Source organism: Pseudoalteromonas sp. SiA1 (genome assembly GCF_018732205.1).
GTDB lineage: Bacteria > Pseudomonadota > Gammaproteobacteria > Enterobacterales > Alteromonadaceae > Pseudoalteromonas > Pseudoalteromonas tetraodonis.
Genome location: NZ_CP076084.1, coordinates 2,402,458 through 2,423,106, shown reverse-complemented (window position 1 = coordinate 2,423,106; position 20,649 = coordinate 2,402,458). Strand labels below are relative to the sequence as shown.

Below are 20,649 nucleotides of genomic sequence, written 5' to 3'. Positions count from 1 at the left end.
CCTATGAGTCACTCTAAAGGTCGCCCATTACATGCAGATGAAGCTGATGAGTTATTAAAAAATTGGCCAATTCCTGATGTTGCTCCCGATGAGCGAAGCTTTCGCAATCGCTCTACGGCTTATGGCACACCCTTAGCCGAGCTATACCGTAAAGAAATAGCAAAAGAGCAAGTAGAAGAACCGGAAGAACCAGAGCTGCCTTCATTAACTATGGTAGAGCTGGAGCGTATTCGCCAAGATGCCTACGAAGAAGGCCTTAAACAAGGGCACGAACAAGGCTATATAGATGGCTTTGACAAAGGCGTAACCGAGGGTAAAGAGGCGGGTTACAAAGAAGGTGTAGAGCTGGGTAAAACACAAGGCCAAGAAGACGTTAAACCCTTAATTGATGAGCAGTTGATCAGCCTGCGTGGCTTACTAGATAGTTTAAGCGACCCGCTTAAAAAAGTGGACGAGCAAGCAGAAAAACAGCTGGTACAGCTAGCCACTATGCTCAGTGAAGCGATTATTTATCAAGAAGTAAAAACATCACCTGATATTATTTTACATACTTTGAAAAAAAGCATTGATGCACTCAATGCAGAACAAGAAAAAGTTCGAATTCATCTTCATCCAGATGACTTAACGCTGATAAAAGCCAGTTATGGTGAACAAGCTATTGAAGATAATCATTGGCAACTAATTGCAGAACCCACTCTAGAGCGGGGCGGTTGTGAAGTTAAAACAACGTTATCATCTTTAGATATGACCTTGAAAACCCGTGTCAAAGAAACGTTGGATAGCTTTTTGCATAACAGTGGTATCTAACTTTTTTATTGGCGTGTTATGTCTGTGAGCGATACTTCATTAAGCGAACGCTTATCTCAATACCAACGGCATATTAAAATTCCAGCGCCTGCAGTCGCGGGAGTTTTAACGCGTGTGGTTGGTTTAACACTGGAAGCCAAAGGTTTGCGCGCTCCGGTAGGCAGCCAATGTAAAATTGAAACAATGAACGGCTTTGTTGACGCTGAAATTGTTGGATTTAACGATCAAACTTTGTATTTAATGCCTAACGACCACATTTCAGGCGTACTGCCTGGTGCGCGAGTTATCCCCCAAGTTAATGACACAGGTTTGCCTGTTGGCATGAGCTTACTTGGTCGAGTGGTAGACGGCTTAGGCAGACCTTTAGATGGCTTAGGTAAAATTAATGCAGAACATACACTCAAATTTGCTCAAAATGCAATAAACCCTCTTGCAAGACGCCCCATTAGTAAGCCTATGGATGTGGGGGTACGTGCTATTAACTCGGTGATTACTGTCGGCCAAGGCCAGCGCATGGGCTTATTTGCAGGCTCTGGTGTGGGTAAATCAGTATTATTAGGCATGATGACCCGAGGCAGTGAAGCCGATGTGATTGTAGTGGGTTTAGTCGGTGAGCGTGGTCGAGAAGTAAAAGAATTTATTGAAGAAATACTGGGTGTTGAAGGGCGTAAACGTTCAGTTGTTGTTGCAGCCCCCGCTGATGCCTCACCATTAATGCGATTAAAAGGCTGCGAAAGTGCGGTAACCATTGCAGAGTATTTTCGAGATCAAGGCTTAAACGTATTGTTATTACTCGACTCGGTGACGCGTTATGCTATGGCACAGCGTGAAATCGCGCTGGCTGTGGGTGAGCCCCCTGCAACAAAAGGCTATCCACCTTCAGTATTTGCTAAATTACCTGCGCTGGTGGAAAGAGCGGGTAACGGCGGGGAAGGGCAAGGCTCTATTACTGCCTTTTTTACCGTACTGAGTGAAGGCGATGACATGCAAGACCCGATTGCTGATGCTGCACGTGCCATACTTGACGGACATATTGTTTTATCTCGTGATTTAGCCGACAGCGGCCATTATCCTGCCATTGACATAGAAAAATCGATTTCTCGAGTTATGCCTCAAGTGGTGTCTGAATCGCACATGCAACAAGCTCGGGTGCTTAAGCAAGTGTATTCAATGTATCAACAGAACAAAGACATGATCACCTTGGGCGCTTATCAAAAAGGCAGTGATCAAATGCTCGATCAGGCAATAAACATGATGCCAAGAGTGAACGCATTTTTACAACAAGGGATGCGTGATGTGATTAGCTATGATGATGGCCTTCAAGGGCTCGCGCAATTATTAGGACAAGCATAATGGCAAAAAATAAACTGCATTTGTTGCTCAGGCTTGAAAACGAAAAAGAAGAAACGTTACGCATGAGCTACTTGCAAGCTAATCAAAATTTGCAAGTAAATCAGCAAAAGCTGCAGGGCTTAAATGACTTTCGACTTGAATACACGCAGCAACTTCATATTAAGGGGCAGTCGGGTTTATCAAGTGCCGGATTTAGTCAGTATCATGCATTCATTGCTAAGATTGAAGAAGCGATACGTCAACAAGCAAGCACTGTTAACACTGCAAAGCAGGTGGTTAGCCAGCGTAAAACCTTGTGGTTAAAGCAACAAGTAAAAGCGAAAGCGGTTGCTAAGTTAATTGAAAAACAACAGATAAAAGCGGATATGTTGGCCGCTAAAAGTGAGCAAAAAATGCTCGATGAATTTTCCTCTAATCAGTTTTATCAAAGGCATAAAGCACTATAAGGTAGGCATGCTAATTGCTTAGATTCTACAAGAGCAATGATTTTTAGGATTGTGCGGTGGGCTGTTGCCGCTTTTATTAGGTGATTTATGGCGATAAATGATATTTCAATGTTAGCGGTATCTGAGCAAGACTCATACTTAGTTAAAAAAGACAGTGATAAAACAAAGCTAGATAGCAGTAATGATGCTGGCTTTTTTGATCAATTAGCCCTTGCTAACCAAGCTTCTGAAACACACAGTACGCAAGCTAAAGCGCCAAACAAACAATCAGCAGATGAACAATCCGATCTAAAAGAGCAAAGTAGCGAAGAAAAGCCTTTGAGCGGTGAAGATATGCTGGCGCAAATTAATGCGGCACAAGTCATCGATACCTCAGTAAAAAATAACCCCCATGGTGGTGCGCAGTTAATAGACAAAGACGCTGTTAAAATAAACGCTAAGCCTGAAGATAAGCTGGCACCTATTATTACTATGCCAAGTGATGCCGTTGTGGATGATGAAATCATTCCACAAACACAAAATGTACAAGGTGCTAATTTAGCAGGAAAAGGCGAAGGTGAGCCGACACTGCTTGACACAAAAGCGCTAGCAGCTGTTAATGCGAGTCAAAAAGGCGATGTTGTTTCAAGTCAATTAGCAACAGATAAGGTGGCCGATAAGCCGACTGATACCACAACCGTAAAATCATCATTAGACTCATCAATTTTGGCGCTGTTATCAAAAGATGATAATGCCATTAAAGCAGATAAATTATTGGCAAATTTAACACCTGCTCAGCAAGGTGAGTTAGCTACTGAACTTAATGCGATGAGCAAGCCAATTAATAAAGATAACCTAGCGGATTTAAAGCAATTACTCAGTAAGTATGTGAGTGAAAGTGAGAAGCCGCAAACACCTCAGCAGACCATTAATGCACAAATAAGTACGTTAACTACCTCAGAAAAACAGGCCTTACTCAATCAGTTGCAGGGTTACGTTAAAAATGAATCTTTATCAACGAAAGAACTTACCTCGCTAAAAGGAGTAATCAGTGATTTAGAGACCGCGATTGACGCGGACAGCTTGTTTAGCGCCAAAGATAAGCCACTATTTTCAAATAATGCTTTGGCGGGAGCAATAGCGCCAAAAGCACAGACTGGTACTGAATCAGCCAATGTAAAACCTGAGCTAAAATTAGAGAGTTCAAAATCGGTAGCTGATAACCCTGACGAGCTTGCCAAACAGTTAGACGCATTACAAAAAGAGAGCATGCGCGGCACTAATGCTGAGCAAATGCCACCGCGTGCAGCACAAATTTTCTCTCAGATCATTAATATATTTGACAAACAGTCGCTTAATAGTCTCGCTAAATACGATACTTTAGGGTACGAACAAGCTATTATTGAAGCGCAAAGCTTGCAAGCAGGACAGTTACAAAGTACAGCACAAGCGAAACAAGTAAGCATTGATCCTGCCACCTTACAGGCTTTAAACATTATTAAAAGTGATGCGGCAAAAATGCTACAAGAGCGGGTTAGCTCAATGTTAAGTATTAATAATAAAGAAGCTGAAATTCGCCTAGATCCGCCAGAAATGGGCAGTATGCAAATTCGTATTAGAAGTGATGCTGAGCAAGCACAAATCAACTTTGTAGTGCAAAACCAGCAAGCCAAAGAAGCGCTGGAGCAGTCGTTACCTAGGCTTAGAGAAATGCTGATGCAGCAAGGTTTAGAACTAGGTGAAAGCAGTATTTCTTACGGTGATTCCTCAGGTGAACAAGCACAGCAACAAGAAAGTGATGCACAAGGGCAAATGGCTAATAATCGCTCTACAGATGAGACAAATAGTGAGCAACCAGATAAGCAAATACAGGGTTCTGGACAACAAACGTTATCATCAATAGATTACTATGCCTAAGTCCTGCTATTATAATAGTTAAAACAAGCAAATACCTTTGCAAATAAAGGAAATACAATGGCTGAAGATACTAATTTAGAAATAGAAGAAGTAAGTAAAAGTAAAAGCAAACTCATAATAATTATTGCCGCTGTATTACTTATTGTTGGCGCTGTGGCAGGGTACTTTTTATTATCAGGTGGTGATGAGCCAGTAGAAACCCTTGCAGATGATGCTGCCAATGGTGAGGTAGCTGCTGCGCCAACAAGTTCTTCGGCAACGGTTGGCAGTGCTTTATATGTTGCGATGCCTAGACCGTTTATTTTTAATGTGCCAGGGGCTAGTCGCGATAGAATTGTACAGATTAAAGTGCAATTATTAGTGCGCGGCGATGGTAATGAAGAAACGGCTAAAAAACACATTCCACTGATTGAAGGCACACTCCTGAGTGTATTTTCCATGACAACGGCTGATGAACTTAGCACAAGTGTAGGCAAAGAAACACTGCGTTTTACTGCACTTGATAAAGTACAGGCCGCTATGATGGATGTTGAAGGGAATAAAGTAATTGAGCGGGTACTATTTACCGGCTTTGTGATGCAATAAGGGGCCAGTGTGAGCGATTTATTATCCCAAGACGAAATTGATGCGCTATTACATGGTGTCGATGAAGTCGAAGAGGAAGATATACACGACGGTGAAGATGGTGAGGGAAGTACACTACAGTACGACTTTTCTTCGCAAGATCGCATCGTGCGTGGTCGCATGCCGACACTTGAAATTGTTAACGAGCGATTTGCCCGTCACATGCGAATTAGCTTATTTAACATGATGCGCCGCACCGCTGAGGTGTCAATTAACGGCGTGCAAATGATCAAGTTTGGTGAGTACATACATACCTTGTTTGTACCAACGAGTTTGAATATGGTGCGTTTTCGCCCACTAAAAGGCACCGGCCTTATTACCATGGAAGCACGCTTAGTATTTATACTGGTAGACAACTTCTTTGGTGGCGATGGCCGTTATCATGCCAAAATTGAAGGACGTGAATTTACCCCAACAGAACGCCGAATCGTGCAAATGCTGCTGAAAATAATCTTTGAAGATTACAAAGAAGCATGGGCACCAGTGATGGATGTGTCGTTCGAGTACCTCGATTCTGAGGTAAACCCTGCGATGGCTAATATTGTTAGCCCAACCGAAGTGGTGGTTATTAGCTCTTTTCATATTGAGCTGGATGGTGGCGGGGGAGACTTCCATATTGCGCTACCTTATTCAATGCTCGAACCTATCAGAGAGCTATTGGATGCGGGTGTTCAGTCTGATACTGAAGATACCGATTTACGTTGGAGTAAGGCGCTTCGTGACGAAATAATGGACGTAGAAGTCGATTTATCGACCCAGCTACTTGAAGTTGATTTAAGCTTAAAACAAATAATGGAGCTCAAAGCCGGGGATATAATTCCAGTTGAAATGCCTGAGCATATTACCGTATTTGTGGAAGAACTCCCTACATTCAGAGCTAAAATGGGTCGTTCACGCGATAACGTTGCGCTACAAATTAGTGAAAAAATTAAACGCCCTGATTCAGTTAAATCTGAGCTGCATGTCTTTACCAAAGGCGGCAAAAAAATTGATTCAGATGCAGAATTAGCAGAACTAGAAGATGATTTACACCTTTCAAACGGTGTAGACTTAGACTGGTAATTGATTAAAAGGTTAAAAGTATGAGCGATGATCAAGATACAATGGACGAATGGGCAGCAGCACTTGCTGAAGCTGAAGGCACTGACGATAGTCCTGAGGTCAAAGTAACCGAGCTTGATGAGCTTGATGATTCAAAGCATGAACTCAGCGGTGAAGAAAAACGTAAACTCGATACTATTTTAGATATTCCCGTTACTATTTCTATGGAAGTAGGGCGTTCTAAAATTAATATTCGTAATTTATTACAACTTAACCAAGGTTCGGTCGTTGAGCTTGACAGGGTTGCCGGCGAACCGCTTGATGTTTTAGTTAATGGTACTTTGATTGCGCATGGCGAAGTGGTTGTGGTGAACGATAAGTTCGGTATTCGTTTAACGGATGTAATTAGCCAGGTTGAACGGATCAAAAAGTTACGATGATAGCACTAGCCAGTTTAAGCAATTCGGTGTTTGCAGCAACCGATGCTGCAACACCGACCACAGATATCGTATCCATGGTGTTATCTTTGGGTATGGTTGTGGTGTTAATTTTAGTGTTGGCTTTTTTTGTAAAAAAGCTCAATCCAAATTTAACCAATAACGATGAGTTTAAAGTGATCCGCAGTCTTCCGTTGGGATCACGTGAGCGCTTAATGGTGGTTGAAATAGATAATGCACAGCACCTATTAGGGGTTACTCCACACAGTATTAATTATCTACACAAGTTAGAAACCCCCCTAACAGAAAAAGAGTTACCAGAATTAGCGAAGCGGTTTGGCAAAATGTTGAATCCGCAACTTAATCAAAATAAAAAGAACTAATATTATGACTAAATGGCTGCTTTTCCTATTTGCCATGCTGTTCGTCCCAGGGGTCAATGCCGAGGGGATTGACGCGCTGACGATCACCACTAATGCCGATGGCACCCAAGACTACTCAGTGACGCTACAAGTGTTGGCGATCATGACGGCTATGAGCTTTATTCCAGCCGCCATTATCATGATGACCTCTTTCACTCGAATTATTGTTGTTTTAGCTATTTTGCGCCAAGCCATTGGTTTGCAGCAAACGCCTTCGAACCAAGTATTACTAGGTATGTCGCTGTTTTTAAGTATTTTTATTATGGCGCCAATTTATGAGCAAATAAATGAGCGAGCTATCGAACCGTATTTAAGTGAACAAGTAACGTCACTTGAAGCACTTGATTTAGCCAAAGAGCCAATGAAAGCGTTTATGCTCTCACAGGTACGTATAAAAGATTTAGAAACCTTTGCTAAAATAGCAGGTTACGATCAGCTTGACTCGCCTGAAGCAACGCCAATGGTTGTGCTTATTCCTGCGTTTGTGACCAGTGAGTTACAAACCGCTTTTATTATTGGTTTTATGTTTTTTATTCCCTTTTTGATTGTCGATTTGGTGGTTGCATCGGTATTGATGGCCATGGGTATGATGATGTTATCGCCCATGATTGTGTCGCTACCGTTTAAAATTATGTTGTTTGTATTGGTTGATGGGTGGAGCTTGGTGATGGGTACACTCGCTAAAAGCTTTGGCTTGGGCACGTAGTTGTGCACTCTTCATTGAACCAACCACACTAGGAGTCGTCCATGGAACCTGAAGTATTTGTTGATATTTTAAGTGGAGCCCTATTTTTAGTGATTAAGCTGGTGTCTGCCATTGTGGTACCTGGCTTAATTATTGGGTTGGTTGTGGCTGTGTTTCAGGCAGCAACCTCAATTAACGAACAAACACTGAGTTTTTTACCGCGTTTATTAATCACCATCAGTGCCCTGATTGTGGGAGGACATTGGTTTACTCAAGAGCTAATGGACTTTTTTAATCGCTTAGTGCTGCTTATCCCCGAAATTGCAGGTTAACAATGGAATTTCCATTTTCCGTTGTAATTCAATGGTTAAGTGATTTTTTACTGCCCTTAGTGCGCATCAGCTCTATGATCATGATCATGGCGGGTATTGGCGCAAAAAACGTACCTGCTCGAATAAAAATGGGCTTGGCTGTAGTGGTCACCTTCTTAGTTGTTCCTGTTCTTCCTGCTGCTACATTTACTAATCTATTTTCTTTTGAAATGATTTTAGTGGTACTCCAACAAATGTTGATTGGTGTCGCAATTGGTTTTGCGTCCACACTATTACTCAATACGTTTGTGTTAGCCGGTCAAATTCTTGCTATGCAAACCGGTTTAGGTTTTGCATCTGTTGTTGACCCCTCTAATGGAATGAGTGTGCCTGCAGTGGGGCAATTTTATCTAATATTAGCTACCTTATTATTTTTTGTGTTTAATGGTCATTTAATGATGATTCAAATGGTGGTGCACAGTTTTGAAGTACTCCCGATTGATGGCAATTGGTGGGCGGTTGATCATTACTGGGACATAGTGACATGGGGTGGTTGGATGTTTACCACTGCATTAGTGCTGTCATTAGCACCATTAACCGCCATGCTGGTTATTAATATGGCATTTGGTATTATGACTCGTGCTGCACCGCAGTTAAATATTTTCTCGATAGGCTTCCCGTTTACCTTAGTGGCAGGGCTCGTTATTATTTGGGCAACGCTCGGTAACTTTGTCACTCAGTTTGAGTTCCAATGGCTAAAAATGGTTGAGCTGATGTGTACTCTAGTTGGTTGTTCCCCTTAGGAGAGCGTAATGGCTGAAGATTCCGGACAAGAAAAAACCGAAGAACCCACCCCCAAAAAAGTTGATGATGCTAAAAAGAAAGGCCAAATAGCGCGTTCTAAAGAGTTAGGTACCATGTTTGTGCTTATTTTTTCTGCTATTTCCTTATTAATGTATGGGCCTGAAATTGGCAAAGGCTTGTACCGCATTATGGGAAGAATGCTGAGTCTTAACCGCAATGAAACCTACGACACCACCAAAATGTTTGCCGTATGGGGAGAGGTGGCCGACGTACTGTTATTTCCTATGTCGATGTTTGTACTCATTATTGTATTGGCTGCATTTATCGGTAATACCATGCTTGGCGGCTTTAATTTTAGTTTGCAAGCAGCTGCGCCCAAAGCCAGTAAAATGTCGCCAATGAAAGGCTTTACCCGCATGTTTGGTCCACAAGCGGCTATAGAATTGCTTAAGTCATTATTAAAGTTTGGCTTAGTAGCCGCATTTGCTATTTTTTTAATTAATACGTTTTTTGATGAAATCTTACATTTAAGTATAGAAAGTGCGCCTGGCAATATTGTTCATGCTTTGGAAATTTTAGCGTGGATGTTTTTAGGCATGTCTTGCACCTTAATTATTATTGCTGCTATTGACGCCCCATTTCAAAGCTATAGTCATAACAAACAGCTTAAAATGACTATGCAAGAGGTAAAAGACGAATATAAAAACTCAGAAGGTGATCCGCAGATTAAAGCGCGCATAAGGCAAACCCAACGTCAAATGTCGCAAAAGAGAATGATGCAGGATGTGCCAGACGCCGATGTTATTGTTACCAACCCTACTCACTATTCCGTAGCTTTAAAATACGATACAGAGCGAGCAGGCGCGCCTATTGTATTAGCCAAAGGTCTGGATGAGCTCGCCATGCAAATTCGTAAAATTGCATTGGGTAATGAAGTGCCTATTGTTGAGTCTCCAACTTTAACCCGAGCGCTTTATCATACTGCAGAAGTGGGTGAGCAAATCCCCGATCAGCTATTTACTGCGGTTGCTCAAGTGCTTGCTTATGTGTTTCAGCTTAAACGGTTTAAAAAAGGCCGTGGAAAACGCCCTGTTGCCCTTAATAAAAAGCTGCCTATCCCCGATGAATTTAAGTATTAACTGCTAACCAACTAACTTGGAATAGTTATTGCAATTTCAGCGTAGTGTCAATTTTTTGAAATTGTAGAGTTATGGAATTTAAAGCGGTATTACAACAACTTAATAAAGATAAAAAAGAATATGCGAAGGGCGTTGGTACACCGCTTTTGGTGTTGGCTGCGCTGGGCATGGTTATTTTACCACTGCCTCCATTCCTGCTTGATATATTATTTTCGTTTAATATCGCGCTTGCGTTAGTTGTATTACTGGTCACCGTATACACCATGAAGCCGCTTGAGTTTGGTATGTTCCCAGCGGTGCTGTTAATCGCAACCATAATGCGCTTAGCACTCAATGTGGCCAGTACCCGGGTGGTACTGCTTGAGGGCCATAACGGTGGGGATGCCGCAGGTAAAGTCATTGAAGCATTTGGTTCAGTGGTAATCGGTGGTAACTACGCCGTGGGCTTGGTGGTGTTTTTAATTCTGATCATCATTAACTTTGTGGTAATCACCAAAGGTGCTGGTCGTATTTCAGAAGTATCAGCGCGTTTTACTCTAGATGCTATGCCAGGTAAGCAAATGGCCATAGATGCAGATATGAATGCCGGTTTTATCAGTGCCGAGCAAGCCAGAGAACGTCGTGAGGAAGTAACCCGTGAAGCTGACTTTTATGGTTCTATGGATGGAGCTAGTAAATTTGTAAAAGGTGATGCTATTGCTGGCATAGTCATTTTAGTGATCAATATTGTGGGTGGCTTATTTGTTGGCATGATCCAACATGATTTAAGTTTTTCACGCGCTATGGAAGTGTACACACTATTGACCATTGGTGATGGCTTAGTCGCGCAATTACCTTCATTACTACTTTCAATTGGTACTGCAATTGTTGTAACCCGTCAAAATGAATCGCACAACATGGGCGATCAGTTTAAGAAGCAATTAGGTAACGAAAAGTCGTTATTTATTGCCTCAGGTATCCTTATTACTATGGGCTTAGTCCCAGGTATGCCACACCTTGCATTTTTAAGCTTAGGGGCGCTTTTAGGTTACCTTGCATACTATACTCAGCAAAATAAACTGAAATTAGCCGCTGCAGAAGCAGAAGAAGCCGAAAATGCCGCCTCAGGTACCGGAATTGCGGCTAAACAAGAGCAAAAAGAACTGGGTTGGGATGATGTTCAACAAGTTGATGTTATTGGTCTAGAAGTCGGTTACCGACTTATTCCTCTCGTTGACCAATCACAAGGTGGCGAGCTGTTAAACCGTATTAAAGGAGTGCGTAAAAAATTATCTCAAGAGCTGGGCTTTTTAGTGCCGCCGGTGCATATACGCGATAATCTAGAACTCGACCCAAATGCATACCGCATAACCATGATGGGTGTATCAAGTGGTGAGGGTGAGCTTAAACATGGTGATGAATTAGCGATTAACCCAGGCCAAGTATTTGGCCCGCTAAAAGGAATTGAAACTAAAGATCCTGCGTTTGGTTTAGATGCAGTTTGGATAAAACCTGATCAAAAAGATGAAGCACAGTCTTTAGGTTACACGGTGGTTGATTCGGCTACCGTGGTGGCAACCCATATTAGCCAGTTACTCACCAATAGCGCCGCATTATTACTCGGACATGAAGAAGTACAAAACTTATTAGATATGTTAGGTAAGAGTCACCCTCGCTTAGTTGAAGGACTTGTACCTGAGGTATTACCGCTGACCACCATCGTTAAAGTACTACAAAATTTATTAAATGAAGGGGTAGCAATACGAGATATGCGCTCAATTGTTCAAACCCTTGTTGAGTATGGCCCTCGTAGCCAAGACCCAGATGTATTAACGGCTGCAGTGCGAATATCACTGCGTAGATTAATCGTCCAAGATGCCGTTGGTATGTCTTCTGAAATCCCTGTCATAACCTTGGCGCCTGAGTTGGAACAGATGTTGCATCAGTCACTTCAAAATGCAGGTGATGAAGGTGCCGGAATAGAACCAGGGCTTGCTGATAGACTTCAAACATCATTGAATGAAGCGCATCAAAATCAAGAAATGGCCGGTGAACCTTCAATATTGCTAACGTCAGGAATGTTACGCACTGTGTTATCTCGATTTGTTAAATACACCATTCCAGGATTGCGAGTGATGTCTTATCAAGAGATACCAGATGAAAGACAGATCAAGATTGTCAGCTCTGTAGGCCAACAATAAGATTTTAAAGGGGTTTGAATTATGAAAATTAAACGTTTTTTTGCTAAAGACATGCGCACTGCACTAAAAGAAGTAAAAGAAGAGTTGGGTGTTGATGCGGTTATTATGTCAAATAAAAAACTAGCTAATGGCGTTGAAATTGTTGCTGCAGTTGATTACGACAAAGCAGCGACAAAACCGCCAGAGCAGCCTCAAAGCCAACCTGCTGCAAGAGCTTCATTTGCACATACTGAGCAAAGTTCACATAATTTTGTTAAACCAGAACCGCAACGCGCTCAACCTAAGCCACAGGCAAAGGTTGCAGATAGCTTACAAGCTTTACTAGAGCGTCAGTCTCCACGTCCTCGTTCAGCAGAGCTTGCTTCAATGTTTTCACACTCTGGCATTGACACTTCTGGTCACTATCAAGAACAAGAGCCTGTGCAATCACGACCTAAAAATATGTTTGAACGTGAACAAAGCGCGCCAGTGCGTCCTCGCACCCAAGCCGATAGCTTAGGTTTCGACGACTTAGACAGTGGCTTTGACGATTTAGATTCACCTAGCGCACCGCGTCAGCAAACAATGCATAAAGAATCCAGTGACATCAGCACAATGCGTGAAGAAATGAACGCAATTCGTCAACTATTAGAGCACCAAGTATCAGGTTTAATGCAGCAAGATATGGCACGTCGCGACCCGACCCGTGCATGTATGATTGACCGCTTAGTCGGTATGGGGATAGAAAAAAATGTTGCTGAGCAAATGGCATGTTTTGTACCAGACGATGTGTCTCGCCAACAAGGCTGGAAAGCTTTATTGAACATGGTTGAAGATCAAATGCAAACCACGAACAACGAAATACTTCGCCAAGGCGGTGTTTTTGCGTTAGTTGGACCTACTGGCGTGGGTAAAACCACCACAGTTGCAAAACTGGCAGCATTGGGTGCACAAAAATACGGTGCCGATAAAGTAGCGCTTATTACTACCGATACCTACCGTATTGGTGCTTATGAGCAGCTAGCAACGTATGGTCGTATTATAGGTTGTGGCGTTAAACAAGTTAAAGATGCAAATGAATTAGCAGAAGTTTTATACCATTTACGAAATAAACGTCTAGTCTTAATTGATACAGCGGGAATGAGTCAACGTGATTTACGCTTAACCGAGCAGTTAAACACCTTGATGCGTAATCAGCGTGTTGATATACGTAGTTATTTAGTATTAAGTGCGACGGCGCAAATTAATGTATTACAAGAAACAGTAAGGCACTTTAAAAAAGTCCAGCTAAGCGGATGTATTTTTACTAAACTTGATGAGTCATTGAGTTTAGGTGAGATTATTAGTATTGCGATTCAAAATCGTCTCCCAATAGGGTATCTTACTAACGGTCAGCGAGTACCAGAAGATATTAGAGTGGCAAATGCCGAAAAACTAGTAAAAAAAGCTGAGCAATTGTATTTAAAAAGAATAAAAGCACAACAATCACGACACCAATCAGTGGCGTCGAGCACAGTAGAGATGTATGATTAACACAGTTTTAGATCAAGCAAGCGGCCTTCGCAAAATGAGCAAGAATAATAATAGCGGCGTAAAAGTTATCGCTGTCACCGGCGGCAAAGGTGGAGTGGGTAAAACGAACGTATCCCTTAACACGGCAATCGCGTTAGGCCAACAAGGCAAACGTGTGCTTGTACTAGATGCTGATTTAGGATTAGCGAATTGTGATGTGATGCTTGGACTGCGCGTTGAGCGTAATTTATCTCATGTTTTATCGGGCGAATGTGAACTTGATGATATTTTAGTCGAAGGTCCCGCAGGCATAAAAATAGTGCCTGCAACATCGGGTTCGCAAAGTATGGTTGAGTTATCACCCTCAGAGCACGCTGGACTTATTCGTGCATTTAGTGAACTTAACACCGACTTTGATATTTTAATTGTTGATACCGCTGCGGGTATTTCCGATATGGTGCTGAGTTTTTCTCGCGCAGCGCAAGATGTGGTTGTGGTGGTATGTGATGAGCCTACATCAATTACCGATGCCTATGCTTTAATTAAAGTACTTAGCCGTGAGCACGGCGTTTATAAATTTAAAATTGTTGCCAATATGGTGCGTAGTTTACGCGAAGGGCAGGAATTGTTTGCAAAACTTTCAAAGGTTACCGACCGATTTTTAGATATATCAATGGAGTTGGTTGCAACGGTTCCATATGATGAAAATATGCGCAAATCAACGCGCCGCCAAAAAGTAATTGTTGAGGTTTTTCCTGGGTCGCCTGCTGCAATTGCTTTTAAAACACTGGCTACAAAAATTGCTAAGTGGCCAACACCTAGTCAAGCCTCGGGTCATTTAGAGTTTTTCATTGAGAAACTAGTTAGTAACTAACAATGACAATACCGGTGAATAGAGCTATGGGATATCAGTCAACACAAAATTTAAATATGATTGTTGAAAAGCATGCCTCATTAGTCAAAAAAGTGGCGTGCCATTTAATTGCTCGTTTACCGGCCAGTGTGCAGCTAGATGATTTAATTCAATCGGGTATGATTGGTTTAATTGAAGCTTCAAAAAACTTTGATGCAAGCAAAGGCGCAAGCTTTGAAACCTTTGCCGGTATTCGTATTCGTGGTGCGATGATAGACGAAATGCGCCGAGGCGATTGGGTTCCACGTTCAGTTCACAGAAAAAGCCGTTTGGTTGCAGAAACTATTGTTGCGCTTGAGAACAGTTTAAACCGTGAACCTAAAGATAGTGAAGTTGCTGAAAAACTTGAAATTTCGCTAAATGAGTACCATCATATTTTAAACGATGTAAATGTAAGCAAAGTGTTAGGTATTGAAGACCTTGGTATAGATGACGATGTGATTACACCTCATGGCCAAGATTTAGCACTAGACAAACCGTTCAATAATGTTAAAAATGAACGGTTTAATGAGTCTTTACTCAGTGCAATAAAGTCGTTACCGGAAAAAGATGCAATGGTGCTTTCTTTGTACTATAACGATGAGATGAATTTAAAAGAAATTGGGCATATACTCGATGTAAGTGAATCGCGTGTAAGTCAGATACATGGTCAGGCGATGATTAAGCTTAAAGCAAAAATCAATGACTGGATAAACTAGAAGTAAGTAAATAAAGGTTCAGGCCTCACTGGAGGATGTTTTGGATAAAAACATTAAAATTCTTGTTGTTGATGATTTCTCAACAATGAGACGTATTATTAAAAACCTGTTGCGCGATTTAGGTTTTACCAATGTTCAAGAAGCAGATGACGGGTCAACTGCTTTGCCTATGTTGCAAAATCAAGCGTTTGATTTTGTTGTAACAGATTGGAATATGCCAGGCATGCAAGGTATTGATCTTTTAAGGGCAATTCGAGCTGATGAAAAATTAAAGCATATTCCTGTTTTAATGGTTACAGCAGAAGCTAAAAAAGAACAAATAATTGCTGCGGCCCAAGCAGGTGTTAATGGTTATATTGTTAAACCATTTACTGCAGGTACATTGAAAACTAAATTAGAAAAAGTGTTCGAACGCTTAGGTTAATGAGAGGGAGAGGCTTATGTCAGCACCTGCTGCGCCTCAGATTACTTTAGAACAAGCTCGCCAGTTAGTTGTTTTTTTAGAAAATGGTGAGCAAGATAAAGCGAATCAGTTAATTTTAGAAACAGCTTCACAAGAGCAATCACAGTTATTTGCTGAGGTGGGTAAGTTGACGCGTCAACTGCACGAAGCTTTAAAAAGTTTCGAGTTAGACACGCGTTTAACAGACATTACCACTGATGCCATCCCTGACGCAAAAAAACGCCTTAACTATGTCATGGAAATGACAGAAAACGCAGCCAATAAGACAATGGATGCGGTTGAAGCAAGCTTACCATTAGCACAAGAAATCGCTGACGAAATAGCTGATATCAAGCCAACGTGGGATCGTTTAATGAACCGCGAAATAGAGCTTGGTGAGTTTAAATCACTTTGTCATAGTATTGATAAGTTTATGAGCAGTTCTCATTACAAAACCGATGAGTTACAAATGCTGATGACTAATGTGCTGATGGCTCAAGACTATCAAGATTTAACCGGTCAGGTTATTCGCCGTGTTATTGAACTTGTCCGTGAAGTTGAAGAAAGTTTAATTCACCTGTTGACTGCATTTGCAGCGCAAGGTGGTGAGGTTGAACCAACTGAACAACCAGAAAAAATAGAAGATCCCATTGTTGCACAAACACTAGCAGGTCCCGAAGGGCCTATTATTGATAAAGAAACGCGTAATGATGTTGTATCTGATCAAGATGAAGTTGATGATCTATTATCAAGTTTGGGCTTCTAATAGGAGAGTACTGCATGAGCTTTGAAGTCGATGAAGATATTTTACAAGACTTTTTAGTAGAGGCCGGAGAAATCCTTGAGCTTTTATCTGAACAGTTAGTAGAACTGGAAAACAACCCAGATGATACTGAGCTACTAAACGCAATATTTCGCGGTTTCCACACTGTAAAGGGTGGCGCTGGCTTTTTGGCTATGACAGAGCTTGTTGATGCATGTCATGGTGCTGAAAATGTGTTTGATTTACTGCGCCAAGGTGTAAGAACAGTTAACTCTGAATTAATGGATGTGATTTTACAAGCACTGGACACCATTAATGAAATGTTTGCCACGATTAAAAATCGTGACCAGCCAGAGCCTGCTGATCCAGAATTACTTGCAGTACTTCACAAACTTGGACAGCCACCGACAGCAGAAGAGCTTGCCGGCGATTCTGTGGTTGAAGATATAGCTCCTGTCGAAACCCCATCGGTAGAGCCCGAACCAGTTGCAGAGCAACCGAGCAACGATGCTGAAGAAGACCCGTTTGCTTTTGATGAATTATTTAGCGGCTCAGATAGCAGCAGTACTGAGTCTCAGATTGATGAAATAACCGAAGACGAATTCGAAAGCCTACTTGATGAACTTCATGGAAAAGGGCAAGCCCCACAAGAAAAACAATCATCATCAAGTGACAATGATGTCAGTGGTGATATAACTGACGATGAGTTTGACAGCTTATTGGATGAACTTCATGGTGTAGGCAGCTTTGGCGAAGTGAGCCAAGCAACCGCAAGTACACCACAACAAACACCATCAGCCCCTGTGGCTCCACCAAGTAACGAGCAAAGCTCGGGCGATGATGAAATAAGTGACGACGAGTTTGAAGCGTTACTTGATGAACTTCATGGTAAAGGTGCACCTAAGTCGATAGAAACACCGGCTCCTGTAAGTAAACCTGAACCAGTGGCAGCTAAAAAGCCAGAACCAGTTGCTGCAGCTAAGCCACAGCCTAAACCAGAGCCAGCTAAGCCGGCTCCTGCGGCACAAGCAGCTAAAGCTGCGCCGCCCAAAAAAGCAGCGCCTCCACCGGCAGAAACAACTGTACGTGTTGATACCAAACGCCTAGACCAAATAATGAACATGGTGGGCGAGTTAGTACTTGTGCGAAATCGCTTAGTGAGTTTGGCGACTAACTCTGATAGCGAGGCTATGGGTAAAGCTATTTCCAACTTAGATGTTGTTACTGCTGATATCCAAGGTGCAGTAATGCAAACACGAATGCAGCCGATTAAAAAAGTATTTGGCCGTTTTCCTCGTGTTGTACGTGACTTAGCACGAACACTTAAAAAAGATATTAATTTATTACTTGTCGGTGAAGACACCGATTTAGATAAAAATTTAGTGGAAGCATTGGCCGATCCATTGGTGCATTTGGTTCGCAACTCGGTCGACCATGGTATTGAAATGCCCGATATTCGTGAAGCATCGGGTAAACCTAGAACAGGTACGGTGACTTTATCAGCTTCGCAACAGGGTGATCATATTCTACTTACCATCCAAGATGATGGTGCCGGTATGGATGCTGAAAAGCTTAAAAAGATTGCGATTAGTAAAGGGGTGCTTGATCACGACCAAGCGAGTCGTCTTTCTGATACTGAAGCTTATAACCTTATTTTTGCACCTGGGTTTTCAACCAAAGAAGAAATCTCAGATATTTCTGGCCGTGGTGTTGGTATGGATGTGGTTAAAACAAAAATCACTCAGCTCAATGGCTCGGTTAACATAAAATCAGAAATGGGCGTAGGGACTACTTTAGAAATCAAAGTTCCACTAACACTTGCGATATTGCCTACCTTAATGGTGGTGGTGGGAGAGCAAACCTTTGCCTTGCCGCTAGCGGGTGTAAGTGAAATATTCCACTTAGATTTAACAAAAACTAATGTGGTTGATGGCCAGCTAACGATTATTGTTCGTAAAAAGTCGATTCCATTATTCTACCTTGAACATTGGCTTATAAAAGGCGCTGATAGAGGTCAGCGAAAAGCACAAGGGCATGTCGTTATTGTGCAAATAGGGACTCAAAAAGTAGGGTTCGTTGTTGATTCACTAATAGGTCAAGAAGAAGTGGTGATCAAGCCTCTAGATGCATTATTGCAAGGTACGCCGGGTATGGCGGGTGCGACTATTACCTCTGATGGTGGAATTGCACTGATATTAGATGTACCGAGTATGCTAAAGCATTACGCTGGATAATAAAAAGTAGGTATAAACTTTATGCCTACCCATTCATTGAATAAGAGAGCGAAATGGCTGTTAAAGTTTTAGTAGTTGATGATTCAAGCTTTTTTCGCCGCAGAGTGAGTGAAATTCTTGAACAAGACAGCGGCATTGAGGTAATAGGCTTTGCTGTAAATGGCCGAGAGGCCGTCGAAAAAACAGCTCAGTTACGTCCTGATGTTATCACCATGGATGTTGAAATGCCGGTGCTGGATGGTATTAGTGCTGTGAAAGAGATCATGGCGAGTAATCCAACACCTATTTTAATGTTTTCATCGTTAACACGAGCAGGGGCATCTGCCACTTTGGATGCGCTTGATGCTGGGGCGATGGACTTTTTACCTAAAAAGTTTGAAGATATTGCTCGCAATAACGATGATGCAATTAAGTTATTGCAAAATAAGGTTAAGGAAATAGGCCGCCAGCGTATTGGAAGAATTACGAGAACGGCCCCATCTCCAAGTATTAGTAAACCAGCGTCAAACAGTTCTGAACGCTTTTCTAACCTTGCTAAAAAGCCGATAGTTCAACCTGATCGTAGCTTTAATAATCCGAGTCCTGCACCTACTAGCAGCAGTGCCTCAGCGCGTGCCAGTGGTAAGCAGTATCAGCTAGTTGCTATTGGTACATCCACAGGTGGGCCGGTTGCACTGCAAACTATTTTGACGCAATTACCTGCTAATTTTCCACACCCTATTTTACTCATACAGCATATGCCTGCTGCATTTACCCCGGCCTTTGCAACTCGCTTAGATGGCTTGTGTAAGATTAAAGTAAAAGAAGCGCAGCAAGGCGATAGATTACAACCTGGGTGCGCTTATTTAGCGCCAGGTGGCCAGCAAATGATGGTAGAAGGACGTGGCTCTAATAGAACCCTTCGTGTGTTTGAAGATAAAAATGAACGAGTAAACTATAAACCAAGTGTTGATATTACCTTTGCCAGTGCGGCCAAAGCGTATCAAGGTGATGTGCTTGCCATTATTTTGACAGGCATGGGTGCAGATGGTCGTGATGGTGCTCGCATGCTTAAGCAAACTGGCGCTACAATTTGGGCTCAGGATGAAAAAAGCTGTGTTGTCTATGGTATGCCTCAGGCGATAGCCAGTGCAGGTTTAGCGAGCGAAAGCATTAGCCTTCATGATGTGGCTGCACGTTTAAAAAGAGAGGTTGGCTGTGGATAAGCTTTCTGTTTTAGGATTACTGGTTGCATTAGGTGCTATTGCAATCGGTTATTCTTTAGAGGGAGGTGTGGTATCTGCGCTGTTTAATGGGCCTGCACTAATTATTGTATTAGGCGGTACATTAGGTGCGGTGATGCTACAAACATCAGCCAATACATTTAAAAAAATGCTTAGTATTACTCATTGGGTTTTTGTTACCGACGACCATGATATTGAAGATGCTATTGAGCAAGTAAAACGCTGGTCGCATAAAGCCCGTCAAGAGGGTTATTTAGCATTAGAAAACGAAGCACTTGCGCATTCAGATCCCTATGCTGCCAAAGGACTGAGTTTATTAGTTGATGGCTGTTCAGAGCAAAAACTACGCGATACCCTCGAGATTGACTTATTACTTGAGCGAGAACGATTACTTGAGGCTAGCCGGGTATATGAAGCAATGGGTGGGTATAGCCCAACTATTGGTATTTTAGGTGCGGTACTTGGGCTTATTCAAGCCATGTCATTTATTAACGATCCTGAGCAGTTAGGAACGGGTATTGCCACCGCGTTCATTGCAACTATATATGGTGTTGGTTTGGCTAATTTATTATTTTTACCTATGGCCAATAAGCTAAAGCAACGGGTTGAACAAAAGATGCTTTATCACGAAATGTTAGCGGAAGGTGTAATTGCTATTAGCCAAGGTGAGAGCCCTATTAATATTGAACTAAAGCTTGAAGCCTACCGCGTTGAACGTCCAATTTTACAGGCCCATTAGC

21 protein-coding genes are annotated in these 20,649 nt (G+C 42.1%); all 21 read left to right on the top strand.

Annotated features, from left to right (window positions below; genetic code table 11):
• The first annotated feature begins 3 nt into the window (after window positions 1-3).
• The 21 genes from fliH to KK487_RS11140 all read left to right on the top strand — a co-directional run bounded on the left by fliH (window position 4) and on the right by KK487_RS11140 (window position 20,648).
• Window positions 4-807, top strand: a complete 804-nt coding sequence (gene fliH / locus KK487_RS11240; RefSeq protein WP_128583042.1) for a flagellar assembly protein FliH — start codon at window positions 4-6, stop codon at window positions 805-807.
• A gap of 18 nt (window positions 808-825) precedes the next feature.
• Window positions 826-2,160, top strand: coding sequence for a flagellar protein export ATPase FliI (gene fliI, locus KK487_RS11235; RefSeq protein WP_008112184.1), 1,335 nt, complete (start codon window positions 826-828; stop codon window positions 2,158-2,160).
• A complete protein-coding gene (fliJ, locus tag KK487_RS11230) occupies window positions 2,160-2,606 on the top strand; it encodes a flagellar export protein FliJ (protein WP_008112186.1) in 447 nt (148 codons plus the stop codon). The genes fliI and fliJ overlap by 1 nt, the downstream gene beginning before the upstream one ends.
• Before the next feature lie 87 nt (window positions 2,607-2,693).
• A complete protein-coding gene (locus KK487_RS11225) occupies window positions 2,694-4,502 on the top strand; it encodes a flagellar hook-length control protein FliK (protein ID WP_128583043.1) in 1,809 nt (602 codons plus the stop codon).
• A gap of 57 nt (window positions 4,503-4,559) precedes the next feature.
• Window positions 4,560-5,087 (top strand): flagellar basal body-associated protein FliL, encoded by a 528-nt coding sequence (gene fliL / locus KK487_RS11220; protein WP_013465555.1) that lies wholly within the window; start codon window positions 4,560-4,562, stop codon window positions 5,085-5,087.
• 9 nt (window positions 5,088-5,096) lie between these two features.
• The gene (fliM, locus tag KK487_RS11215; RefSeq protein ID WP_010387912.1) at window positions 5,097-6,188 is read left to right on the top strand and encodes a flagellar motor switch protein FliM; all 1,092 of its coding nucleotides are present in this window, start codon (window positions 5,097-5,099) and stop codon (window positions 6,186-6,188) included.
• Window positions 6,189-6,208: 20 nt separating this feature from the next.
• Window positions 6,209-6,607 (top strand): flagellar motor switch protein FliN, encoded by a 399-nt coding sequence (gene fliN, locus KK487_RS11210; protein ID WP_013465554.1) that lies wholly within the window; start codon window positions 6,209-6,211, stop codon window positions 6,605-6,607.
• Window positions 6,604-6,987, top strand: coding sequence for a flagellar biosynthetic protein FliO (gene fliO, locus KK487_RS11205; protein ID WP_024602027.1), 384 nt, complete (start codon window positions 6,604-6,606; stop codon window positions 6,985-6,987). The genes fliN and fliO overlap by 4 nt, the downstream gene beginning before the upstream one ends.
• Before the next feature lie 4 nt (window positions 6,988-6,991).
• Complete coding sequence (fliP, locus tag KK487_RS11200) at window positions 6,992-7,732, top strand: flagellar type III secretion system pore protein FliP (protein ID WP_128583044.1); 741 nt, start codon at window positions 6,992-6,994, stop codon at window positions 7,730-7,732.
• Between the two features lie 41 nt (window positions 7,733-7,773).
• Window positions 7,774-8,043 (top strand): flagellar biosynthetic protein FliQ, encoded by a 270-nt coding sequence (locus tag KK487_RS11195; protein ID WP_010387922.1) that lies wholly within the window; start codon window positions 7,774-7,776, stop codon window positions 8,041-8,043.
• 2 nt (window positions 8,044-8,045) lie between these two features.
• Window positions 8,046-8,825, top strand: a complete 780-nt coding sequence (gene fliR, locus KK487_RS11190) for a flagellar biosynthetic protein FliR (protein ID WP_013465551.1) — start codon at window positions 8,046-8,048, stop codon at window positions 8,823-8,825.
• Window positions 8,826-8,834: 9 nt separating this feature from the next.
• Window positions 8,835-9,965 (top strand): flagellar biosynthesis protein FlhB, encoded by a 1,131-nt coding sequence (flhB, locus tag KK487_RS11185; protein ID WP_215521756.1) that lies wholly within the window; start codon window positions 8,835-8,837, stop codon window positions 9,963-9,965.
• A 71-nt stretch (window positions 9,966-10,036) separates the two neighbouring features.
• Window positions 10,037-12,145 (top strand): flagellar biosynthesis protein FlhA, encoded by a 2,109-nt coding sequence (gene flhA / locus KK487_RS11180; RefSeq protein ID WP_008112204.1) that lies wholly within the window; start codon window positions 10,037-10,039, stop codon window positions 12,143-12,145.
• Between the two features lie 21 nt (window positions 12,146-12,166).
• Window positions 12,167-13,657 carry a flagellar biosynthesis GTPase FlhF gene (flhF, locus tag KK487_RS11175; RefSeq protein WP_013465549.1) on the top strand — a complete coding sequence of 497 codons (1,491 nt, stop codon included), beginning with the start codon at window positions 12,167-12,169 and terminating at the stop codon, window positions 13,655-13,657.
• Window positions 13,650-14,510 (top strand): MinD/ParA family ATP-binding protein, encoded by an 861-nt coding sequence (locus KK487_RS11170; RefSeq protein ID WP_128583045.1) that lies wholly within the window; start codon window positions 13,650-13,652, stop codon window positions 14,508-14,510. The genes flhF and KK487_RS11170 overlap by 8 nt, the downstream gene beginning before the upstream one ends.
• A 26-nt stretch (window positions 14,511-14,536) precedes the next feature.
• Window positions 14,537-15,247, top strand: a complete 711-nt coding sequence (locus tag KK487_RS11165) for an RNA polymerase sigma factor FliA (RefSeq protein ID WP_008112209.1) — start codon at window positions 14,537-14,539, stop codon at window positions 15,245-15,247.
• Window positions 15,248-15,287: 40 nt separating this feature from the next.
• Window positions 15,288-15,671: a chemotaxis response regulator CheY gene (cheY, locus tag KK487_RS11160; RefSeq protein WP_008112210.1), complete on the top strand. Its 384-nt coding sequence runs from the start codon at window positions 15,288-15,290 to the stop codon at window positions 15,669-15,671.
• Window positions 15,672-15,687: 16 nt separating this feature from the next.
• The gene (locus KK487_RS11155; protein ID WP_138764394.1) at window positions 15,688-16,455 is read left to right on the top strand and encodes a protein phosphatase CheZ; all 768 of its coding nucleotides are present in this window, start codon (window positions 15,688-15,690) and stop codon (window positions 16,453-16,455) included.
• A gap of 14 nt (window positions 16,456-16,469) precedes the next feature.
• Window positions 16,470-18,686 (top strand): chemotaxis protein CheA, encoded by a 2,217-nt coding sequence (locus tag KK487_RS11150; protein ID WP_064662609.1) that lies wholly within the window; start codon window positions 16,470-16,472, stop codon window positions 18,684-18,686.
• A 53-nt stretch (window positions 18,687-18,739) separates the two neighbouring features.
• Window positions 18,740-19,891 (top strand): protein-glutamate methylesterase/protein-glutamine glutaminase, encoded by a 1,152-nt coding sequence (locus KK487_RS11145; protein ID WP_076920611.1) that lies wholly within the window; start codon window positions 18,740-18,742, stop codon window positions 19,889-19,891.
• The gene (locus tag KK487_RS11140; protein ID WP_028833993.1) at window positions 19,884-20,648 is read left to right on the top strand and encodes a flagellar motor protein; all 765 of its coding nucleotides are present in this window, start codon (window positions 19,884-19,886) and stop codon (window positions 20,646-20,648) included. The genes KK487_RS11145 and KK487_RS11140 overlap by 8 nt, the downstream gene beginning before the upstream one ends.
• Window position 20,649: the final 1 nt, after the last annotated feature.